Origin of the sequence: Burkholderia sp. 22088 (assembly GCF_052045915.1) — a bacterium.
Classification (GTDB): Bacteria; Pseudomonadota; Gammaproteobacteria; order Burkholderiales; family Burkholderiaceae; genus Burkholderia; species Burkholderia cepacia.
The window spans coordinates 63,301-82,630 of the sequence record NZ_JBQEPY010000010.1; the positions used below are offsets into that span (position 1 = coordinate 63,301).

General features: G+C 67.7%; 19 protein-coding genes. 17 read left to right on the forward strand and 2 right to left on the reverse strand.

Annotated features, from left to right (window positions below):
* Nucleotides 1-430: 430 nt before the first annotated feature.
* From ACTJLD_RS20135 to ACTJLD_RS20205, 15 genes are all read left to right on the forward strand, one after another.
* Nucleotides 431-748: a non-heme iron oxygenase ferredoxin subunit gene (locus ACTJLD_RS20135; RefSeq protein ID WP_027789384.1), complete on the forward strand. Its 318-nt coding sequence runs from the start codon at nucleotides 431-433 to the stop codon at nucleotides 746-748.
* A 3-nt stretch (nucleotides 749-751) separates the two neighbouring features.
* Nucleotides 752-1,063, forward strand: a complete 312-nt coding sequence (locus ACTJLD_RS20140) for a recombinase-like helix-turn-helix domain-containing protein (RefSeq protein ID WP_027789383.1) — start codon at nucleotides 752-754, stop codon at nucleotides 1,061-1,063.
* Between the two features lie 54 nt (nucleotides 1,064-1,117).
* Entirely contained in the window at nucleotides 1,118-2,188 is a 1,071-nt protein-coding gene (locus ACTJLD_RS20145; RefSeq protein WP_059697603.1) for an aromatic ring-hydroxylating dioxygenase subunit alpha, read from the forward strand.
* A complete protein-coding gene (locus ACTJLD_RS20150; protein WP_440659487.1) occupies nucleotides 2,181-2,951 on the forward strand; it encodes an SDR family oxidoreductase in 771 nt (256 codons plus the stop codon). The genes ACTJLD_RS20145 and ACTJLD_RS20150 overlap by 8 nt, the downstream gene beginning before the upstream one ends.
* Before the next feature lie 33 nt (nucleotides 2,952-2,984).
* The gene (locus ACTJLD_RS20155) at nucleotides 2,985-3,512 is read left to right on the forward strand and encodes a cupin domain-containing protein (RefSeq protein ID WP_021161513.1); all 528 of its coding nucleotides are present in this window, start codon (nucleotides 2,985-2,987) and stop codon (nucleotides 3,510-3,512) included.
* An 18-nt stretch (nucleotides 3,513-3,530) separates the two neighbouring features.
* Nucleotides 3,531-4,427, forward strand: coding sequence for an alpha/beta fold hydrolase (locus ACTJLD_RS20160; protein ID WP_440659488.1), 897 nt, complete (start codon nucleotides 3,531-3,533; stop codon nucleotides 4,425-4,427).
* A complete protein-coding gene (locus tag ACTJLD_RS20165; protein ID WP_027789379.1) occupies nucleotides 4,424-5,281 on the forward strand; it encodes an IclR family transcriptional regulator in 858 nt (285 codons plus the stop codon). Before ACTJLD_RS20160 ends, ACTJLD_RS20165 begins: the two co-directional genes overlap by 4 nt.
* The gene (locus ACTJLD_RS20170) at nucleotides 5,278-6,075 is read left to right on the forward strand and encodes an SDR family oxidoreductase (RefSeq protein ID WP_048022634.1); all 798 of its coding nucleotides are present in this window, start codon (nucleotides 5,278-5,280) and stop codon (nucleotides 6,073-6,075) included. The genes ACTJLD_RS20165 and ACTJLD_RS20170 overlap by 4 nt, the downstream gene beginning before the upstream one ends.
* Nucleotides 6,068-7,735, forward strand: a complete 1,668-nt coding sequence (locus ACTJLD_RS20175; RefSeq protein WP_059697595.1) for a thiamine pyrophosphate-binding protein — start codon at nucleotides 6,068-6,070, stop codon at nucleotides 7,733-7,735. Before ACTJLD_RS20170 ends, ACTJLD_RS20175 begins: the two co-directional genes overlap by 8 nt.
* Nucleotides 7,728-8,555 (forward strand): aspartate dehydrogenase, encoded by an 828-nt coding sequence (locus ACTJLD_RS20180; RefSeq protein ID WP_440659489.1) that lies wholly within the window; start codon nucleotides 7,728-7,730, stop codon nucleotides 8,553-8,555. Before ACTJLD_RS20175 ends, ACTJLD_RS20180 begins: the two co-directional genes overlap by 8 nt.
* Before the next feature lie 72 nt (nucleotides 8,556-8,627).
* A complete protein-coding gene (locus ACTJLD_RS20185; RefSeq protein WP_440659490.1) occupies nucleotides 8,628-10,118 on the forward strand; it encodes an aldehyde dehydrogenase in 1,491 nt (496 codons plus the stop codon).
* Between the two features lie 18 nt (nucleotides 10,119-10,136).
* Entirely contained in the window at nucleotides 10,137-11,099 is a 963-nt protein-coding gene (locus tag ACTJLD_RS20190; protein WP_027789374.1) for a VOC family protein, read from the forward strand.
* Nucleotides 11,096-12,340 (forward strand): NAD(P)/FAD-dependent oxidoreductase, encoded by a 1,245-nt coding sequence (locus tag ACTJLD_RS20195; protein WP_027789373.1) that lies wholly within the window; start codon nucleotides 11,096-11,098, stop codon nucleotides 12,338-12,340. The genes ACTJLD_RS20190 and ACTJLD_RS20195 overlap by 4 nt, the downstream gene beginning before the upstream one ends.
* A gap of 30 nt (nucleotides 12,341-12,370) precedes the next feature.
* Nucleotides 12,371-13,771, forward strand: a complete 1,401-nt coding sequence (locus ACTJLD_RS20200; RefSeq protein WP_060173492.1) for an MFS transporter — start codon at nucleotides 12,371-12,373, stop codon at nucleotides 13,769-13,771.
* A 174-nt stretch (nucleotides 13,772-13,945) separates the two neighbouring features.
* The gene (locus ACTJLD_RS20205) at nucleotides 13,946-14,497 is read left to right on the forward strand and encodes a GNAT family N-acetyltransferase (RefSeq protein WP_124673953.1); all 552 of its coding nucleotides are present in this window, start codon (nucleotides 13,946-13,948) and stop codon (nucleotides 14,495-14,497) included.
* A gap of 142 nt (nucleotides 14,498-14,639) precedes the next feature.
* Here ACTJLD_RS20205 and ACTJLD_RS20210 read toward each other — a convergent pair whose 3' ends face one another.
* On the reverse strand, nucleotides 14,640-15,566 hold the full coding sequence (locus ACTJLD_RS20210; protein ID WP_060173490.1) for an ADP-ribosylglycohydrolase family protein: 927 nt from the start codon (nucleotides 15,564-15,566) through the stop codon (nucleotides 14,640-14,642).
* A 180-nt stretch (nucleotides 15,567-15,746) separates the two neighbouring features.
* Here ACTJLD_RS20210 and ACTJLD_RS20215 point away from each other — a divergent pair, with 180 nt between their 5' ends.
* Both ACTJLD_RS20215 and ACTJLD_RS20220 read left to right on the forward strand, forming a co-directional pair.
* On the forward strand, nucleotides 15,747-16,130 hold the full coding sequence (locus tag ACTJLD_RS20215; RefSeq protein WP_226253642.1) for a hypothetical protein: 384 nt from the start codon (nucleotides 15,747-15,749) through the stop codon (nucleotides 16,128-16,130).
* An 84-nt stretch (nucleotides 16,131-16,214) separates the two neighbouring features.
* Entirely contained in the window at nucleotides 16,215-16,628 is a 414-nt protein-coding gene (locus tag ACTJLD_RS20220; RefSeq protein ID WP_027789368.1) for a PPC domain-containing DNA-binding protein, read from the forward strand.
* An 86-nt stretch (nucleotides 16,629-16,714) separates the two neighbouring features.
* Here the strand turns inward: ACTJLD_RS20220 and acnB are convergent, their stop codons facing one another.
* Nucleotides 16,715-19,300 (reverse strand): bifunctional aconitate hydratase 2/2-methylisocitrate dehydratase, encoded by a 2,586-nt coding sequence (gene acnB / locus ACTJLD_RS20225; protein WP_027789367.1) that lies wholly within the window; start codon nucleotides 19,298-19,300, stop codon nucleotides 16,715-16,717.
* Nucleotides 19,301-19,330 lie beyond the last annotated feature (30 nt).

Here is a 19,330-nt window from a genome sequence, read left to right on the forward strand (position 1 = left end):
TCCAACCTGATGAAAACGTGCCGTGGCGGCCTGCGCGGGAACGGCCTGCCGTTGCGCGTCTTCGCCATCGAGCGGGCATTTTTTATGTTCCATACAAGGAACAACGTGCCTCTGATGGAATGGAGTATAGGGGCGCCGAGCGCCGTATCAAAAATAATTTTTTCGGGACGGATGGAATCCGTGCCGCTGCCCGGTTGCGGTGCACGACGCCCGAAAAAAGGCCGTAAATGCCCGCTACACAACAAAAAATTACATTTGGCAAGGCAGGCGGAAGCGACTGCCGACCCGATGGTCGGTGTTTTCCCTAGGGCGTGCAGCTTTTTGTTTTACTCGTGAAAAGTCGCTCCTATAATCACCATCCATAAACTGCTGTTCCGGGTATGGAACAAATCGGAACAAACTGAGAGTCGATCAGAAGGAAGGGTGTGAGATGTCTGAACAATGGATTTGCGCCGGGCACGCCGGCGCGCTGTCGGAAGACACGCCGATCGAGTTCAAGCGGACCGACGGCGTCGAAATCGGGATCTACCGCGTCGGCGACGACGTGTATGCGCTCGAGAACGTGTGCCCGCATGCGTACGCGCTGCTGACGCAGGGGTTCGTCGACGAAGGCACGGTCGAATGCCCGCTGCACGAGGCCGTGTTCGACATCAGGACGGGCGAATGCCTGAAGGGTCCGGGCGGGCGCGCGCTGAAGCAGTACGCGGTGCGCCTTGCCGGCGAGGAAATCCAGATCAAGGTGGAGTAACCGATGAAAGAAGCGACCGTCAACTTCAATCCCTTCCTGAAGCCGTGGGTGGCGCCGCAGCCGAACAACGTCGCGGGCAAGGGGCAGATCGAGATCCCCGGCCAGGTCGAGAACCAGGTCTGGCAGAACCGCAAGGCCGCCCCGACCCAGTACGAAAACGACCTCGGCGATGCGCTCGAACGCGTGTTCGAAGCCGGCGCGACCGAGCTGGACGATGTCGTCGCGGGCCTGAACCGCATCGGCTTCCGCGCACCGGACGGCACCGCGTGGACCGCCGAGCGTTTCCGCGCCGAAATGGCCTCGCTCGCGGAATGACCGCGCCGAGCGCGTGACCGCCGACCCGACGACAACCGCATCCGGAGCACACTGATGACGTCCCCCGTACAACACGCAGTCCAACACGACCCGGTCCGTGACTATCTCGACCGTGGCATCAAGAACTACTGGTATCCCGTCGCGCCGAGCTGGCAGGTGTCGAACGCACCCGTCGGCCTCACGCGCCTGTCCGAGCAGATCGTGCTGTGGCGCGATCACGAGGGCAAGGTTCACGCACTCGAAGATCGCTGCCCGCACCGCGGCGCACGCCTGTCGCTCGGCTGGAACCTCGGCGGCAACATCGCGTGCTGGTATCACGGCATCGAAGTCGACGGCGGCGGCACGGTCAACCGCGTGCCGGCCGTGTCGAACTGTCCGCTCGAAGGCACGAAGTGCGTGAAGTCCTATCCGGTCGAGGAGAAGGCCGGCGCGATCTTCCTGTGGTTCGGCGACGAAGCGCACGGCGAGCCGGCGCCGCTGAACCTGCCGGAAGAACTGGTCGCCGACGAATACGGCCACTTCCTGTGCGTGTCGAACTGGAAGTGCAATTACCAGTACGCGATCGACAACGTGATGGACCCGATGCACGGCGCGTACCTGCACGCGACGTCGCATTCGATGGCCGAAGGCGACAAGCAGGCCGACATGCGCGTGCGCAAGACGGAAACGGGCCTGATGTTCGAGAAGATCGGCCAGCGCGACGTGAACTTCGACTGGGTCGAGCTCGGCGAAACGGGCTGCCTGTGGATGCGCCTCGCGATTCCGTACAAGCAGAAGTTCGGCCCCGGCGGCAACTTCGGGATCATCGGCTTCGCGACGCCGGTCGACGGCGACAACTGCCAGGTCTATTTCTGGCGCACGCGCAAGGTCAGCGGCTGGCAGCGCGACGTGTGGCGCTTCATGTACCGCAACCGCCTCGAGGGCCTGCACTGGGACGTGCTCGAGCAGGACCGCTACGTCCTCGAAAGCCTCGCGCCGCACGCGCGCGATCACGAATACCTGTACCAGCACGACGTCGGCATCACGCGCGTGCGCCGGATGCTGCGCCAGCGTGCGCAGGAGCATCTTTCCGCGCTCGACGCGCATCGCGCGGCGCAGGCCGCGGCGGAGCCCTCGAATGGCTGAGCTCGCTCCGGTCGTGTCGCTGCCGGGGCACCGCGTGCTCGTCACGGGCGGCGCGCGCGGGCTGGGCGCGGCGTTCGTGAAGGCGCTGGTCGCGGCGGGTGCGCAGGTCGCGTTCGGCGACGTGCTCGCCGAAGAGGGCCGCGCGCTGGCCGCGCAGCTCACGCAAGCCGGTCACATCGCGCATTTCTTCACGCTCGACCTGGCCGATCCGGCGAGCGTCGACGCGTTCGTCGCGCAGGGCGCGGCGGCGCTCGGCGGCATCGATGCGCTGATCAACAACGCGGCGATCACGAACTCGGGCGGCAAATTGTCGACGGAGCTCGACGTGTCGACCTGGGACGCGGTGATGAACGTGAACGTGCGCGGCGTGTGGCTCGTCAGCAATGCGGCGTTGCCGCACCTCGCGCAGTCGGGGCGCGGCGCGATCGTGAACCTCGCATCGGACACCGCGCTGTGGGGCGCGCCGAAGCTGCTCGCGTACGTCGCGAGCAAGGGCGCGGTGATCGCGATGACGCATGCGCAGGCGCGCGAGTTCGGCGCGCACGGCGTGACGGTCAATGCGATCGCGCCGGGGCTGACGGAAGTCGAGGCGACGGCCTACGTGCCGGCCGAGCGCCACGCGTTCTACATGCAGGGCCGCGCGCTGACGCGCGCGCAGGTGCCCGACGACGTAACGGGCCCCGTGCTGTTCCTGCTGTCGGACGGCGCGCGCTTCGTGACGGGTCAATTGCTGCCGGTGAACGGCGGCTTCGTAATGAATTGAATTGAAGTTTTCACTCTGATGAAGGAGAGGACGATGGCGGACGCCGATCTCGAACGCAAGTCGTGGGACCAGCCGGAAGGCGCAAGCTTCAACGACTGGATGGAAGGGCGCGTTGCTCGCTACGCGACGCGGCGCTACGACTGGGACGCACTGAAGTTCCAGGCCGACTACGACCCGAAGTACCGCCGCGCGCAGATGCGCTACGTCGGCACGGGCGGCACGGGCGTCGCGAAGGACGTCAACACGGTGCCGGCCGGCAACTTCACGTTCTCGACGATGGTCATCCCGGCCGGCAACATCGGCCCGAGCCACATCCACATCGACGTCGAGGAAATCTTCTTCGTGCTGCGCGGCAAGATGAAGGTGATCTGCGAGCGCGACGGCGAGACGTGGGAAGCGATCCTCGGCGAGCGCGACCTGATCTCGGTGCCGCCGGGCGTGTATCGCACGGAAATCAACATCGGCGAGGAAGATGCGCTGATGTGCGTGATGCTCGGTTCGCCGAAGCCGGTCACGCCGACATATCCGCCCGATTCGCCGCTCGCGAAGATCAAGCGCTGAGACGGGACGGGTGAAGCAATGAGTGTCATCGACAAACGTGAGCGCGAGCGCACCGCGGCGTTCGCCGCGCTGCTCGGGCAGTTTCCCGAGCAGCGTTGCGCGGCCGGCGCGGCGGGCACGATCGGCTACCGTGAGGCCGGCGCGCAGCACGCGGGCCGTGCGCTGCCCGTCGTGCTGCTGCACGGCATCGGCTCGGGCGCCGCATCGTGGGTTCGCCAGCTCGACACGCTCGGCGCGTCGCGGCGCGTGCTCGCGTGGGACGCGCCCGGTTACGGCGTGTCGACGCCCGTGCACGGCGCGTCGCCGGCCGCCGCCGATTACGCGGCCTCGCTGAACGCGTGGCTCGAGGCACTCGGCATCGAACGCTGCGTGCTGGTCGGCCATTCGCTCGGCGCGATCGTCGCGGGCGGTCTCGCCCGCGTGATGCCCGCGCGGATCGCCGGCCTGCTGCTGGTGTCGCCCGCGGGCGGCTACGGCAGTGCACCGGCCGAAACACGCGAATCGCGCCGCGACGCACGGCTCGCGATGCTCGCCGAACTCGGCCCGGCCGGGCTCGCCGAGCAGCGCAGCGGCAACATGCTGTCCGGTTTCGCGAACGAGGAGGCACGTGCGTGGGTGCGCTGGAACATGGCGCGCATCGTGCCGTCCGGCTACGCGCAGGCCACGCATCTGCTCGCGAACGCCGATCTCGCGGCCGACCTCGCCGGCTTTCGCGGTCGCACGGCCGTGGCCGTCGGCGCGAACGACGCGATCACGCCGCCCGCCGCGTGCGAGCGGATCGCCGCGGCCGCGCACGTCGGGCTGCAGGTGATTCCGCAAGCCGGTCATGCCGGTTATGTCGAGGCTCCGGCCGTCTATTCCGCACTGATCGACTCGTTCTGCCGTCAGTGCGACCAACAGCGGGGGCTGGCATGAACGAACCGCTGCAACGACCCGAACCCGAAAACGACAAGGCCGAAGCCAGCTACGTGGTGCCGGGCCTCGAACGCGGACTGCGGATCCTCGCCGAATTCTCGCCGCGCGAGCCCGTTCTCGGCGCGCCCGAGCTGTCGAAGCGGCTCGGCATTCCGCGCACGACGGTGTTCCGCCTGCTGCAGACGCTCGAATCGCTCGGCTTCCTCGAGCGCGCGGACAAGGATCGCAACTACAAGCTCGGCATCGCCGTGCTGCGGCTCGGCTTCGAATACCTGAGCTCGCTGGAGCTGACCGATCTCGGCCTGCCCGTGATCGAGAGCCTGCGCGACGCCACCGGCTTCACGACGCACATCGTGATCCGCGACGGCCGCGACGTGGTGTTCGTCGCGAAGGCGCAGAGCCAGTCGCCGGTGTTCAGCTCGATCCGCGTGAACGTCGGCACGCGCTTGCCCGCGCATGCGACGACGCACGGCCACGTGCTGATGGGCGACCTGTCGCTGAAGGAACTGCATGCGCTGTATCCGGAAGGCACGCTGAACCGGATGACGAACGCGACACCGGAAACGGTCGACGCACTGTACGAAGTGATCCGCGAGGATGCGCTGCGCGGCTACGGCGTCAGCAATTCGTCGTTCGAGCGCGGCATCTCGGTGGTCACGGCGCCGGTGCGCAACGAGACGCAGAAGATCGTCGCGTGCATCACGGTGACGGTGCCGCGGCCGGAAATCGACGCGGCGCTGATCGCCGACGGGCTGATCGACAAGGTGCAGCGCGCGGCGGCGGAACTGTCGCGGCGGCTCAATTACCGCTCGGATGACGAGCACACGTTTATGAAAGCATTAGGACTCCGATGATCCAGATCGATCTGACCGGGCAGGTGGCGGTGGTGACGGGCGGTTCGTCCGGCATCGGCCTCGCGACCGCCGAACGGTTCCTGCAGGCAGGCGCATCGGTCGCGATTTGCGGCCGCGACGGCGAGCGCCTGGCGCGCGCCGAGGCGATGCTCAACGAAAAATACCCGGGCGCGCAACTGCTCGCCGCCCGCTGCAACGTGCTCGACGAGCATGACGTCGCCGCGTTCGCGCAAGCGGTGTCCGCGCGCTTCGGCCGCGCCGACATGCTGGTCAACAACGCCGGCCAGGGTCGCGTGTCGACCTTCGCGGACACGACCGACGATGCGTGGCGCGACGAGCTCGAACTGAAGTATTTCAGCATCATCCGCCCGACGCGCGCGTTCCTGCCGCTGCTGCGCGATGCGCAGGCGCCGACGATCACCTGCGTGAACTCGCTGCTCGCCCTGCAGCCGGAGCCGCACATGGTCGCGACGTCGTCGGCGCGCGCGGGCGTGCTGAGCCTCGTGAAGTCGCTCGCGAACGAACTCGCGCCGCAGCGCATCCGCGTGAACTCGATCCTGATCGGCATCGTCGAGTCGGGCCAGTGGCGCCGCCGTTACGAAGCGCAGGCACAGGCCGGCGAAAGCTGGGAGGACTGGACGGGCGCGATCGCCCGCACGAAGCACATTCCGCTGAACCGCTTCGGCAAGCCCGACGAGGCAGCCTGGGCACTTTTTTATCTCGCAACGCATCTGTCGTCCTACACGACGGGCAGCCATATCGACGTTTCTGGAGGCTTTGCACGCCATGTCTGAAAAAACCACGGTTGGCGAGCTGATTGCCGCCTTTCTCGAGCAGTGCGGCGTGAAGACCGCATTCGGTGTCATCTCGATCCACAACATGCCGATCCTCGACGCGATCAACTCGCGCGGCAACATCCGGTACGTCGGCGCACGCGGCGAAGCCGGCGCATTGAACATGGCCGACGGCCTGGCCCGCGTGTCGGGCGGCCTCGGCGTCGCGTTCACGAGCACGGGGACGGCGGCAGGCAACGCGGCGGGCGCGATGGTCGAGGCGCTGACGGCAGGCACCGCGCTGCTGCACATCACGGGGCAGATCGAGACGCCGTATCTCGACCAGGATCTCGCGTATATCCACGAAGCGCCGGATCAACTGTCGATGCTGGACTCGATCTCGAAGGCCGCGTTCCGCGTGCGCACCGTCGAAACCGTGCTGCCGACGATCCGCGAAGCCGTGCGCGTCGCGCAGACGGCGCCGACGGGCCCGGTGTCGGTCGAGATTCCGATCGACATCCAGGCAGCTGAAATCGAATGGCCCGAAGACCTCGCACCGGCGCACGTCACGGTGCGCGAGCACGATTCCGCACGCGTCGCGAAGCTCGCCGACGCCCTCGCGGCGAAGCGCCGCCCGCTGCTGTGGCTCGGCGGCGGCGCGCGCCATGCACGCGCGGAAGTCGAGCGCCTCGTGAAGCTCGGCTTCGGCGTCGTGACGAGCGTGCAGGGCCGTGGCGTGCTGCCGGAGGATCACCCGGCGACGCTCGGCGCGTTCAACGTGCACGCGTCCGTCGAAGCGTTCTACAAGACTTGCGACGCGCTCGTCGTCGTCGGTTCGCGCCTGCGCGGCAACGAAACGCTGAAGTACAAGCTCGCGCTGCCGCAGCCGCTGTTCCGCGTCGATGCCGAGGCACTCGCCGACAACCGCGGCTATCGCAACGAGCTGTTCGTGCATGGCGATTCGAAGCGCGTGCTGGCCGAGCTGGCCGACCGGCTCGAAGGCCGCCTGTCGGTCGATCCGCAGTTCGCGGCCGATCTCGCGGCAGCCCGCGAGCAGGCGGTGGCCGACGTGTCGAAGGGCCTCGGGCCGTACAAGAAGCTGGTCGACACGCTGCAGGGGGCGGTCGGCCGCGACTACAACTGGGTGCGCGACGTGACGATCTCGAACAGCACGTGGGGCAACCGCCTGCTGAAGATCTTCGAGCCGCGCTCGGGTGTGCATGCGCTCGGCGGCGGCATCGGCCAGGGCATCCAGATGGGCATCGGCGCGGCGCTCGCGGGCGCGGCGGCCAAGACGGTCTGCCTGGTCGGCGACGGCGGCCTGATGGTCAACGTCGGCGAGCTCGTGACGGCCGTGCAGGAAAACGCGAACGTGATGATCGTGCTGATGAACGACCAGTGCTACGGCGTGATCCGCAACATCCAGGACGCGCACTACGGCGGCCGCCGCTGCTTCGTGCAACTGCACCAGCCCGATTTCGCGCAGTTCTGCGCGAGCTTCGGCCTCACGCACTACCGGATCACGTCGCTCGACGACGCCGAGGCGATCGTGCGCGAAGGGATGGCCAAGGAAGGGCCGGTGATGGTCGAGGTCGACATGCTGTCGGTCGGCTCGTTCGCATCGCAGTTCGCGGGCCCCCCGGTGAAGAAGGAAGCGCCGACGGAGCGCCAGTATGCTTAACGGGCAAAAGCGGGCCCACGCCCCCGTCGACGTCGCGATGATCGGCTTCGGTGCGATCGGCGCGGCCGTGTACCACGCGGTCGAGCACGATGCGTCGCTGCGCATCGCACACGTGATCGTGCCGGAACACCAGCGCGCGGCGGTGCAGGGCGTGCTGGGCGGCGCGGTGGAGGTCGTGTCGTCGGTCGACGCACTGGGCCGCCGCCCCGAGTTCGCGCTCGAATGCGCGGGCCACAGCGCGCTCGTCGATCACGTCGTGCCGCTGCTGAAGGCCGGCACCGACTGCGCGGTCGCGTCGATCGGCGCGTTGTCCGACCTCGCGCTGCTCGACGTGCTCGCGCAGGCGGCCGACGAAGGCGACGCGACGGTCACGCTGCTGTCCGGCGCGATCGGCGGCATCGACGCGCTGGCCTCCGCGAAGCAGGGCGGCCTCGACGAAGTGCTGTACGTGGGCCGCAAGCCGCCGCTCGGCTGGCTCGGCACGCCCGCCGAGGAGATGTGCGACCTGCGTGCGATGACCGCGGAAAAGGTGATCTTCGAAGGCACCGCGCGCGACGCCGCGCGCCTGTATCCGAAGAACGCGAACGTCGCGGCCACCGTGGCGCTCGCGGGCCTCGGCCTCGACGCGACGCACGTGCGCCTGATCGCCGATCCGGCGGTCGAGCGCAACGTGCACCGCATCACCGCGCGCGGCGCATTCGGCGAGATGTCGCTGGAAATGAGCGGCAAGCCGCTGCCCGACAACCCGAAGACGTCCGCGCTGACGGCGTACAGCGCGATCCGCGCGCTGCGCAACCGCGCGGCCCGCTGCGTGATCTGACCGGGCCATTGAATGTCCGCCCGCGCCACCGCGGGGGCGGACGTGCAGAGACAGATTTGTGGGACTTGTGACATGACTCCTTTCGATACGAGCCTCGTGCCCGACGGCAACATCCTGATCGGCGGCGAATGGCGGCGCGGCCGTGGCGCGCCTTACGCGAGCATCTATCCGGCCGACCAGTCGCTGAACATGGAAGTGTCGACGGCGAACGCGGAAGACGCGGCCGAAGCCGTCGTGGCCGCCGACGCCGCCTGGCGCCGCGCCGACTGGGCCGGGCTGAAGCCGCACCTGCGCGCGCAGGTGCTGTACCGCATCGCCGACCTGATCATGCAGCGCCACGAGGCGCTCGCGAACCTGCAGCGCCGCGACAACGGCAAGCCGATCGGCGAGACGCGCGTGCTGGTGGCGAGCGCGGCGAACACGTTCCGCTATTTCGCGGCGTGCCTCGAAACGCTCGACGAGGAACTGACGCCGTCGCGCGGCGACTACCTGACGATGAGCGTGCACGAGCCGATCGGCGTGATCGCGGCGATCACGCCGTGGAATTCGCCGATCGCGTCCGACGCGCAGAAGCTCGCGCCGGCGCTTGCCGGCGGCAATGCGGTGGTGCTCAAGCCGGCCGAGGTCACGCCGCTCGTGTCGCTCGCGCTGGCCCGCATCTGCGAGGAGGCGGGCGTGCCGAAGGGCGTGCTGAGCGTGCTGCCGGGCAAGGGCTCGGTGATCGGCGACGTGCTCGTGCGCCATCCGCTCGTGAAGAAGGTGTCGTTCACGGGCGGCACGGAAGTCGGGCGCGGCATCGCGCGCATCGCGGCGGAAAAGCTGATGCCCGTGTCGCTCGAACTCGGCGGCAAGTCGCCGACGATCGTATGCGACGACGCCGATCTCGATCATGCAGTGAACGGCGTGCTGTACGGCATCTTCAGCTCGTCGGGCGAAGCGTGCATCGCGGGTTCGCGGCTGTTCGTGCAGCGCGCGGTGTACGACGAATTCATGCAGCGCCTGGTCGCGGGCGCACGCAAGCTGCGCGTGGGCGACCCGACGCGCCCCGACACGCAGATGGGGCCGCTGATCACCGCGAAGCATCGCGAGTCGGTGGAGCGTTACGTGGCGCTCGGCCTCGAGGAAGGCGGCCGCCTGCTGTGCGGCGGCGAGCGGCCGTCGGGCGACGTTCGCGAGAACGGCTTCTTCTATCAGCCGACGATTCTCGAAGGCCTGCCGAACAGCGCGCGCATCTGCCAGGAAGAAATCTTCGGCCCCGTGCTCGTCGCGATGCCGTTCGACGACGAAGCGTCGCTGATCGCGCAGGCGAACGACAGCGTGTTCGGCCTGGCAGCCGGCATCTGGACGCGCGACTACAAGCGCGCATGGCGCATCGCGCGCGCGCTGGAGACGGGCACCGTCTGGATCAACACGTACAAGCTGTTCTCGATCTCCACGCCGTTCTCGGGCTGGAAGGAGAGCGGGATGGGCCGCGAGAAGGGGCGTCTCGGCATCCGCGAGTACATGCAGCAGAAGAGCCTCTACTGGGGCTTGAACGACGCGCCGCTGCCGTGGGCGAACTGAGCGAAGGGGAAAAACGCAATGAGCATTCTGGGAATCGAGCAGATCACGTACGGGGTCGACGATCTCGCCACCTGCCGGCGCTTTTTCGCCGACTGGGGGCTGAAGGAAGTCGAGCACGACGACACGCAGGCGCGCTTCGAGACGTTGAACGGCTGCACCGTGCTGGTCGTCAAGGCCGACGACCCGGCGCTGCCGCCCGCGTTCGAAGCGGGCCCGACGCTGCGTGAAGTCACGTGGGGCGTCGCGACGCAGCAGGAACTCGACGCGCTGCGCGGCAAGTTTGCAGGCCAGCCCGGCTTTTATGCGCGGAAGGATGCGTTCGGTTGCACCGACCCGAACGGGATGGCGATCCGCATCGAAGTCACGCGCAAGCGCGCACTCGACATCACGGGCTCGCCGTCGAACGTGTGGGGCCGGACGCTGCGCGTCGACCAGCCGAGCCCGATCTATGCGCGTGCGGAGCCGGTCGAGGTCGGGCATGTCGTGTTCTTCACGAACTGCCTCGACGCGCAGGAAAAGTTCTATCACGAGCTGTTGGGCTTCGAGACGTCGGACCGCTACCCGGGCCGCGGCGCGTTCATGCGCTGCGCGCCGCACGGCGGCCACCACGACCTGTTCCTGCTCGCGCTGCCGAACGGAAAACGCGGCCTGAACCACGTCGCGTTCACCGTGCGCGACATCCACGAAGTGTTCGGCGGCGGCCTGCACATCGACCGCTGCGGCTGGGAAACGCAACTCGGCCCGGGGCGTCATCCGGTGTCGTCCGCGTACTTCTGGTACTTCCAGAACCCGGCCGGCGGCCTGATCGAGTACTACGCGGACGAAGACATGCTGACGCCCGAGTGGCAGCCGCGCGAATTCGAACCGGGCCCGACCGTGTTCGCCGAATGGGCCGTCGACGGCGGCCTCGACGGCAACACGCGCCGGCAGAAGCACGCGAAGGCGCCGGAAGGCAAGTTCATGACGGAGCGCAAATCGTGAGCGAAGAGAACGCACAGGCGCACGCCGCGCCGGGCACGGTCGTCGTGATCGGCGGCGGCCAGGCCGCCGGCTGGGTGCTGAAGACGCTGCGCGCGGAAGGTTTTGCGGGCCGTCTCGTGATGATCGCCGACGAGCCGCATCTGCCGTACGAGCGGCCGCCGCTGTCGAAGGCCGTGCTGGCCGGCGACGCCGACATCGAAACCGTGCGCGTCGTGCGTCCCGACGAGTTCGACGCGCTGAACGTCGAGGCGTGGCAGCCGGAACGCGCCGCATCGATCGACCGTGCGCGCCGCGTGGTGCGTACCGAAAGCGGCCGCGAGATCGAATACGACCGCCTCGTGATCGCGACCGGCGGCACGTCGCGCCGCCTGCCGGACGCGCTCGTGAAGACGCCGAACCTGCATTACCTGCGCACGCTCGACGAAGCGGCCGCACTCGGCGAGAAGCTGCGCGCGAGCCGGCGCGTGCTCGTGATCGGCGGCGGCTGGATCGGCCTCGAAGTCGCGGCGACCGCGCGCAAGCTCGGCGTCGAGGCGGTCGTGGTCGAAGGCGCGCCGCGGCTGTGCGGCCGCTCGGTGCCGCAGATCGTGTCGGATTTCCTGCTCGACCTGCATCGCGCGAACGGCGTCGACGTCCGGCTCGGCGCGGCGCTCGCGTCGCTCGACGCCCAGCCGGACGACGCGTCGAAGGTACGCGCGACGCTCGCCGACGGCACGACGATCGACGCCGATTTCGCGGTGGCCGGCATCGGCCTCGCGCTGAACGCGTCGCTCGCGAGCGACGCGGGGCTGGCGATCGACGACGGCATCGTCGTCGACGAATTCGGCGCGACGAGCGACCCGGCGATCTTCGCGTGCGGCGACGTCGCGAACCATCACAACGGCTGGCTGAAGCGGCGCGTGCGGCTCGAATCGTGGGCCAATGCGCAGAACCAGGCGATCGCGGCCGCGAAGGCCGTGCTGGGCGTGCGCGCACCGTACGCAGAGATTCCGTGGTTCTGGTCGGATCAGTACGACGTGAACCTGCAGATCCTCGGCGATCTGCCGGCCGATGCGCAGCTCGTCGTGCGCGGCGAGCTTGCCGCGCGACGCGCGACGCTGTTTTTCGTGGGCGAAGGGCATGTGAGAGGTGTCATCGCCGTGAACAACGCGCGTGAGCTGAAGCTCGCGCGCAAGTGGATGAACCAGGGCCGGGCAGTGGATACGGAAGCGCTGGCAGACACGAGCAAGACACTGGCCTGACCGGGCGACGAAACCCAGGAGATCCTCCGCATGAGCACTTTCGACAATGTCGTGGCCGGTCGCGCCACGATGGAAGCTGCCGCCTCCACGCCCGGCGCGATCATCGCGCGGCTCGAGCGGCTTCCGGCCAACGCAATGCAGATCCGCGCCCGCGTGCTGATCGGCACCGCGACGTTCTTCGACGGCTTCGACGTGATCACGATCGCGGCCACGCTGCCGCTGCTGATTCACAAATGGGGGCTGTCGCCGACCCAGATCGGCCTGCTGATCGCGTCCGGCGCGATCGGCCAGCTGATCGGCGCATTCCTGTTTCCCGCGCTGGCGGAGAAGCACGGCCGCGTGAAGGCGATCGCGTGGAGCTCGGCCGTGATCGGCATCACGAGCATCGCGTGCGGCTTCGCGCCGACGTTCGAAGTGTTTGTGCTGCTGCGGATACTGCAGGGGCTCGGGCTTGGCGGCGAGCTGCCGGTCGCCGCGACGTACATCAACGAGATCACGCGCGCACATGGCCGCGGCCGCTTCGTGCTGCTGTACGAGATCGTGTTCCCGATCGGCCTGCTCGTGTCGATGGCGCTCGGCGCGTGGCTCGTGCCGCGCTTCGGCTGGGAGATCATGTACTTCGTCGGTGGGCTGCCGCTGATCCTGTCGCTCGTGCTGACGCGCCTCGTGCCGGAATCGCCGCGCTGGCTCGCATCGCGCGGGCGGCTCGCGGAAGCCGGGCGGGCGACGAGCGCGTTCGAAGCGTCGGTGCGCGGCGAACTGCCGCCCGTCACGCAGGTGGCCGCGTTCGACGAGATGGTGCGCCAGCACCCGAAGCGCCGGATGAGCGACCTGTTCAGCGCCGCGTATCGCAAGCGCACGCTCGCGGTGGCAACGTTGTGGGCGACCTGCGGGTTCATCCAGTACGGGCTGTCGACGTGGCTGCCGACGATCTACAAGAACTTCTATCACGCGCCGCTGCAGCTCGCGCTGAACCTCGCGGTGATCGGCTCGGTGATGGGCGTGCTCGGGTCGCTGGCGTCGGCGCTGCTCGTCGACAAGCTCGGCCGCAAGCCGGTGATCGTGTGGTCGTTCGTGCTGTGCGCGCTGTCGCTGGCGTTCGCGGGTGTCTATCACGCGTCGTCGGTGTATGTCGTCTCGATCTTCTGCTCGCTGTCGCTCGGGTTGATGGCGTCGGGGTTCATCACCGCGTACGTCTATACGCCGGAGCAGTATCCGACGAGCATCCGCGCGTCGGGCTGCGGGCTCGGCAGCGCGTGGCTGAAGATCGCGTCGTTCGTCGCGCCGATGGTGGTGCCGCACGCGATCATCGGCGGGAATCTCGCGCCCGCGTTCTACCTGATCGGCATCGTGCCGCTGATTGCGGCGGTGACCGTGCACTTCGTCGGGATCGAGACGAAGGGGAAGGTGCTCGAAGCGCTTGAAGCGTAAGCGCGGCCGGCGGCGGTAACGGATGACGTGGTGAGGCCCGGGCGATGCCCGGGCTTTTTGTTTTTCACGGCGATCCGGTTGGCGTGGCGGGGCGGGCCGTGCGAACGCGCGGCGTGGCCGACTCGAGGCTTGCGTGTTCTAATTCACGCTCCCGTTTTTCGATCGAGTGTTGTCATGCCCCTGTTCGAACCCGTCACGCTGGAAACATCCCGCCTCGTCCTGCGGCCGCTGCGCGAAGCCGACGCGCACGCCTTCTTCGAGATCTGGTCGGATGCGGAAGCGATGCGCTATTTCTCGTTCTCGCCGATGACGCACATCGAACAGGCCGTCGAGCGCGTCGCGCGCAACCTGAAGACGTCCGCGAGCGGGCAGGACCTGATCTGCGTGCTCGAACTGCGGGAAACCGGTGAAGCACTCGGCGAATGCGTGCTGTTCCATGCGAACGAGCAATGCCGGCGTGCCGAGATCGGCTTCAGCCTGCGGCGCCGGTACTGGCGCGGCGGTTACATGCGCGAGGCGGCGTCGGCCGTGATCGATCACGCGTTCGGCACGCTGCGGCTGAACCGGATCGAAGCCGATATCGATCCGCGCAACGTCGCGTCGGCGCGGCTGCTCGAACGGCTCGGCTTCGCGCGGGAAGGGTTGCTGCGCGAACGCTGGATCGTCGGCGACGAAGTGTCGGACAGCGCGCTGTACGGGTTGCTGGCGAGCGACCGGCGCGCGTGAGGCGGCCGGGCCGGCGATGGCCCGGTCAGGTCAATTCCGGCGGCTGTTTTCCATGTCGGTCACGCGTCGGTTGTACCCGTTCGCGTCTGCGTACTCTCCCGTCCGGTCTCTCTGTTGTCGGCCGCGCATTCTGTTCGAACGCTCACGATTTCGCGAGCAGGCCCTCGACCTGTTCTTTCCCGCGCAGTGCCGCGACCCACCGGTCGGGTAACGCGTGCTCGCCGTACAGCGCGCCGGCGAGGCTGCCGGCGATGGCCGCCGTCGTGTCCGTGTCGTTGCCGAGCGCGATCGCGCGCTTCACGCAGTCTTCGTAGCTGCGCGTCGACAACAGGCAATGGATCGACGACCAGAAGCTGTCGACCACGTAACCGGACCCTTGCGGCGCGTCGAAGCGGCCATCGAGCACGATCTTCAGTTCGACTTCGTCTGCGGTGCCCGCGTAGCGTGTGAGCAGCTCGTCCTCGGCCGCGCGCACCGCATCCGGCGCCGGCTTGCCTTTGACGATGCCCCATGCCGTCAGGCCATAAAGCGCACAGCACAGCTGCGAGCGCACGTGGCCGTGCGTGACGACGCTCTGCTTGCACGCAAGCCGGATCGCGTCGTCGCGCGAGGCGGCGACCATCACCACCGGGAAGCAGCGCATCAGCGAGCCGTTGCCGTTGTCGCGCTCGCCGTCAGGGCCGGCAACGGCGGGCGCCGCGCCGGCCGCCAGCGCATGGAACGCACGCTGCGTCTGCAGGCCGACATCGAACACGCGGCCGTCCGGCGTGAAGGCGCCGCGATGAAACCAGTCCTGCAGGTTGCGGGCGAACGTGTCGAGATTGAGGTCGCGGTCATCCGCGAGCGCGTCGAGCAGCGCGAGCGCCTGCGCGCCGTCGTCGCTCCAGGTGCCGGGCGGCACGCCGTCGTGTGCGCGCGCAAAGCCGGGCGGCGGCGTCATGTCGATCGCGGCGGGCGGCGGGATCGACGCGGCGTCGTGGAATTCGTACGGCACGCCCAGTGCGTCGCCGATCAGCAGGCCAAGCAGGCCGCCGCGCAGGCGGGATTGTCGGTTCGGAAGGGTCGTCATCGGAGGAAGTTGGGGTTGGCGGCTCGCGTTGCAGATTAGACCAATCGCATTCGCGTGCCTAGCCGGCGCATGCTGGCGGGCCGGATGCGGTGCGCGCGAATCGCCGGAGTATGCTTGCGAGTCAGGACCGGATTCGCTGACCGACCGCGGAGCGGGTGGCGTCGAGTATGGAGCAACGACATGAAACAGATCGTGGTAACCCGCGTCGCAGCGTATTCCGTCGACAGTGAATGCGCGGAAGTGACGCTATCCTGCGGCGAGCACGAGATCACGGTGTTCTCGTTCGGCGGCACGGCGCGCGTGAACGACATCGTGCGAACGCCGGTGTCGGCGGTCGACTGCGATGTGCGCGCGGCCTGTCTTGACGATTGGCCGGACGATGCAAAGCGGGCGGCCAGCCGGCAATGGATCGGGAAAACCGCAAACCCGTATGGTTATCGCGGATGTGCGCAGGTCGTCGACCGGGAGCAGGGGTTGATCGACGTGGTCGGCTTCGTGATCGACGTGGGCGAGTTGCCATGCGGTGGCGCGGTCGAATTCGAGTGTCTGCGGCTCGACCTCTGAGCGGCCGATCGACTGACGGCCTTGCCGGGTTGCCGGCGCAAACTTACGCTTGGCCGGCACCCCGGCCCACGAACAGGATCGACCATGCAAGCCCATCCTCTGCGTCTTTCCCCCGGCGACGATCTGCGCCGGTCGATCGAGAAAGCATTGCGCCCGCTCGGTGCGCACGCGGCCTTCGTGATCCAGGGCATCGGCAGCCTGAGCGTCGCGCAATTGCGCTTCGCCGGCGTCGACCAGCCGACCGAATTGCGCGGCGACCTCGAAATTCTGACGCTGGCCGGTTCGGTGTCGCCGGACGGCGCGCACCTGCATATGGCCGTTTCCGATGCGAGCGGCCGCGTGTCGGGCGGCCATGTGGCGAGCGGTTGCGTGGTGCGCACGACCGCCGAGATCCTGCTCGCGCTGCTGCCCGCACATCGTTTCTCTCGCGAACCCGATGCGGGCACCGGCTTCAACGAACTGGTGATCCGGCGAGAGCCGGGCGGCGAAACGGCATAAAAAAAGCGCCGCAGGCCTTTCAGCCTGCGGCGCCATGGCGTGGTGCCGCGACGTGTCAACCGCCCGTCGCAGCCCGTCGCGCGTGCTTACATCTGCACGGTGTCGGCCACTTCCTTGAAGTCTTCGATCTGGTCGAAGTTCATGTACTTGTAGATCTTGTCGCCGTTGGCGCTGAGCACGCCCATGTCCGCCATGTACTCTTCCTTGGTCGGGATCTTGCCCAGACGCGAGCAGATGGCCGCCAGTTCCGCCGAGCCGAGATACACGTTCGTGTTCTTGCCGAGACGGTTCGGGAAGTTGCGGGTCGACGTCGACATGACCGTCGCGCCTTCGCGCACCTGAGCCTGGTTACCCATGCACAGCGAGCAGCCCGGCATTTCGGTACGCGCACCGGCCGTGCCGAACACGCCGTAGTGGCCTTCTTCCGTCAGCTGCTTCTGGTCCATCTTGGTCGGCGGCGCGACCCACAGCTTGACCGGGATGTCGCGCTTGCCTTCGAGCAGCTTCGACGCGGCGCGGAAGTGACCGATGTTGGTCATGCACGAGCCGATGAACACTTCGTCGATCTTGGCGCCGGCGACGTCCGACAGCGTCTTCACGTCGTCCGGGTCGTTCGGGCAGGCGACGATCGGCTCGTGGATGTCGGCGAGGTCGATCTCGATGACGGCCGCGTACTCGGCGTCGGCATCCGGCGACAGCAGTTGCGGGTCGGCCAGCCACTGCTCCATCGCCGCGATACGGCGCTGCAGGCTGCGCGGATCCTGGTAGCCCTGCGCGATCATCCACTTCAGCAGCGTGATGTTGCTGTTCAGGTATTCGATGATCGGTTCCTTGTTCAGGCGCACCGAGCAACCGGCGGCCGAACGCTCGGCGGACGCATCCGACAGCTCGAACGCTTGCTCGACCTTCAGGTCGGGCAGGCCTTCGATTTCGAGGATGCGGCCCGAGAAGATGTTCTTCTTGCCTTGCTTGGCGACCGTCAGCATGCCTTGCTTGATCGCGTACAGCGGGATCGCGTTGACGAGGTCACGCAGCGTGACGCCCGGCTGCATCTTGCCCTTGAAGCGGACCAGCACCGATTCCGGCATGTCCAGCGGCATCGTGCCGGTGGCGGCCGCGAACGCGACCAGGCCCGAACCTGCCGGGAAGCTGATGCCGATCGGGAAACGCGTGTGCGAATCGCCGCCGGTGCCGACGGTGTCGGGCAGCAGCATGCGGTTCAGCCACGAGTGGATCACGCCGTCGCCCGGGCGCAGCGCGATACCGCCGCGCGTGCTGATGAAGTTCGGCAGCGTCTGGTGCGTCTTCACGTCGACCGGCTTCGGATACGCGGCGGTGTGGCAGAACGACTGCATCACGAGGTCGGCCGAGAAGCCGAGGCAGGCGAGATCCTTCAGTTCGTCGCGGGTCATCGGGCCCGTGGTGTCCTGCGAGCCGACCGAGGTCATCTTCGGTTCGCAGTACGTGCCCGGGCGCACGCCCTGGCCTTCCGGCAGACCGCATGCGCGACCGACCATCTTCTGCGCGAGCGAGAAGCCCTTGCCGCTGTCGGCCGGCTGGTGCGGCAGGCGGAACAGCGTCGACGGCGCGAGGCCCAGCGCTTCACGCGCCTTCGCGGTCAGGCCGCGGCCGATGATCAGCGGAATGCGGCCGCCGGCGCGCACTTCGTCGAACAGCACGTCGGACTTGACCTGGAATTCGGCGATCACGTTGCCGTCCTTCAGCGCCTTGCCTTCATACGGGCGCAGTTCGACCACGTCGCCCATTTCCATCTGCGACACGTCGAGCTCGATCGGCAGCGCGCCGGCGTCTTCCATCGTGTTGTAGAAGATCGGGGCGATCTTGCCGCCGAGGCACACGCCGCCGAAGCGCTTGTTCGGCACGAACGGGATGTCTTCGCCGGTGAACCACAGCACCGAGTTGGTGGCCGACTTGCGCGAGGAGCCGGTGCCGACCACGTCGCCCACGTAGGCGACCAGGTGACCCTTTTCCTTCAGCGATTCGATGAACTTGACCGGGCCGCGCTTGCCGTCTTCTTCCGGCGTGATGCCCGGGCGTGCGTTCTTCAGCATCGCCAGCGCGTGCATCGGGATGTCCGGGCGGGTGGTGGCGTCCGGGGCCGGCGACAGGTCGTCGGTGTTCGTTTCGCCCGTCACCTTGAACACGGTGATGGTCAGGCTTTGCGGCACTTCCGGACGGCTCGTGAACCATTCGGCGTCGGCCCAGCTTTGCAGCACGGCCTTCGCGTGCGCGTTGCCCTTGTCGGCGAGTTCCTTGACGTCATGGAACTGGTCGAACATCAGCAGGGTTTTCTTCAGTGCGTCAGCGGCGACGGCAGCGACTGCTTCGTCGGACAGCAGTTCGATCAGCGGCTGGATGTTGTAACCGCCCAGCATCGTGCCGAGCAGTTCGGTGGCGCGTTCGCGCGAGATCAGCGGGCAGGCGGTCTCGCCCTTGGCCACGGCGGCCAGGAAGCCGGCCTTCACGCGGGCGGCTTCGTCGACGCCGGCCGGCACGCGATGGGTGATCAGGTCGACGAGCGTCTGCTCTTCGCCGGCGGGCGGGTTGGTCAGCAGTTCCACCAGTTCGGCGGTCTGCTGAGCCGTCAGCGGCAGGGGAGGAATACCGAGCGCGGCGCGGGCGGCCACGTGAGCACGAAAGTTTTCAAGCATGGGGAGACCTGCTGATATTGCGTTTGAGGG

Excerpts from the sequence above, each read along its gene's own strand:
- ACTJLD_RS20160 (WP_440659488.1), top strand. The coding sequence starts at position 3,531 with ATGAGTGTCATCGACAAACGTGAGCGCGAGCGCACCGCGGCGTTCGCC.
- ACTJLD_RS20140 (WP_027789383.1), top strand. The coding sequence starts at position 752 with ATGAAAGAAGCGACCGTCAACTTCAATCCCTTCCTGAAGCCGTGGGTG.
- ACTJLD_RS20190 (WP_027789374.1), top strand. The coding sequence starts at position 10,137 with ATGAGCATTCTGGGAATCGAGCAGATCACGTACGGGGTCGACGATCTC.
- acnB (WP_027789367.1), bottom strand. The coding sequence starts at position 19,300 with ATGCTTGAAAACTTTCGTGCTCACGTGGCCGCCCGCGCCGCGCTCGGT.
- ACTJLD_RS20180 (WP_440659489.1), top strand. The coding sequence starts at position 7,728 with ATGCTTAACGGGCAAAAGCGGGCCCACGCCCCCGTCGACGTCGCGATG.
- ACTJLD_RS20135 (WP_027789384.1), top strand. The coding sequence starts at position 431 with ATGTCTGAACAATGGATTTGCGCCGGGCACGCCGGCGCGCTGTCGGAA.
- ACTJLD_RS20170 (WP_048022634.1), top strand. The coding sequence starts at position 5,278 with ATGATCCAGATCGATCTGACCGGGCAGGTGGCGGTGGTGACGGGCGGT.
- ACTJLD_RS20150 (WP_440659487.1), top strand. The coding sequence starts at position 2,181 with ATGGCTGAGCTCGCTCCGGTCGTGTCGCTGCCGGGGCACCGCGTGCTC.
- ACTJLD_RS20210 (WP_060173490.1), bottom strand. The coding sequence starts at position 15,566 with ATGACGACCCTTCCGAACCGACAATCCCGCCTGCGCGGCGGCCTGCTT.
- ACTJLD_RS20155 (WP_021161513.1), top strand. The coding sequence starts at position 2,985 with ATGGCGGACGCCGATCTCGAACGCAAGTCGTGGGACCAGCCGGAAGGC.
- ACTJLD_RS20175 (WP_059697595.1), top strand. The coding sequence starts at position 6,068 with ATGTCTGAAAAAACCACGGTTGGCGAGCTGATTGCCGCCTTTCTCGAG.
- ACTJLD_RS20165 (WP_027789379.1), top strand. The coding sequence starts at position 4,424 with ATGAACGAACCGCTGCAACGACCCGAACCCGAAAACGACAAGGCCGAA.
- ACTJLD_RS20145 (WP_059697603.1), top strand. The coding sequence starts at position 1,118 with ATGACGTCCCCCGTACAACACGCAGTCCAACACGACCCGGTCCGTGAC.
- ACTJLD_RS20215 (WP_226253642.1), top strand. The coding sequence starts at position 15,747 with ATGAAACAGATCGTGGTAACCCGCGTCGCAGCGTATTCCGTCGACAGT.
- ACTJLD_RS20220 (WP_027789368.1), top strand. The coding sequence starts at position 16,215 with ATGCAAGCCCATCCTCTGCGTCTTTCCCCCGGCGACGATCTGCGCCGG.
- ACTJLD_RS20205 (WP_124673953.1), top strand. The coding sequence starts at position 13,946 with ATGCCCCTGTTCGAACCCGTCACGCTGGAAACATCCCGCCTCGTCCTG.
- ACTJLD_RS20185 (WP_440659490.1), top strand. The coding sequence starts at position 8,628 with ATGACTCCTTTCGATACGAGCCTCGTGCCCGACGGCAACATCCTGATC.
- ACTJLD_RS20200 (WP_060173492.1), top strand. The coding sequence starts at position 12,371 with ATGAGCACTTTCGACAATGTCGTGGCCGGTCGCGCCACGATGGAAGCT.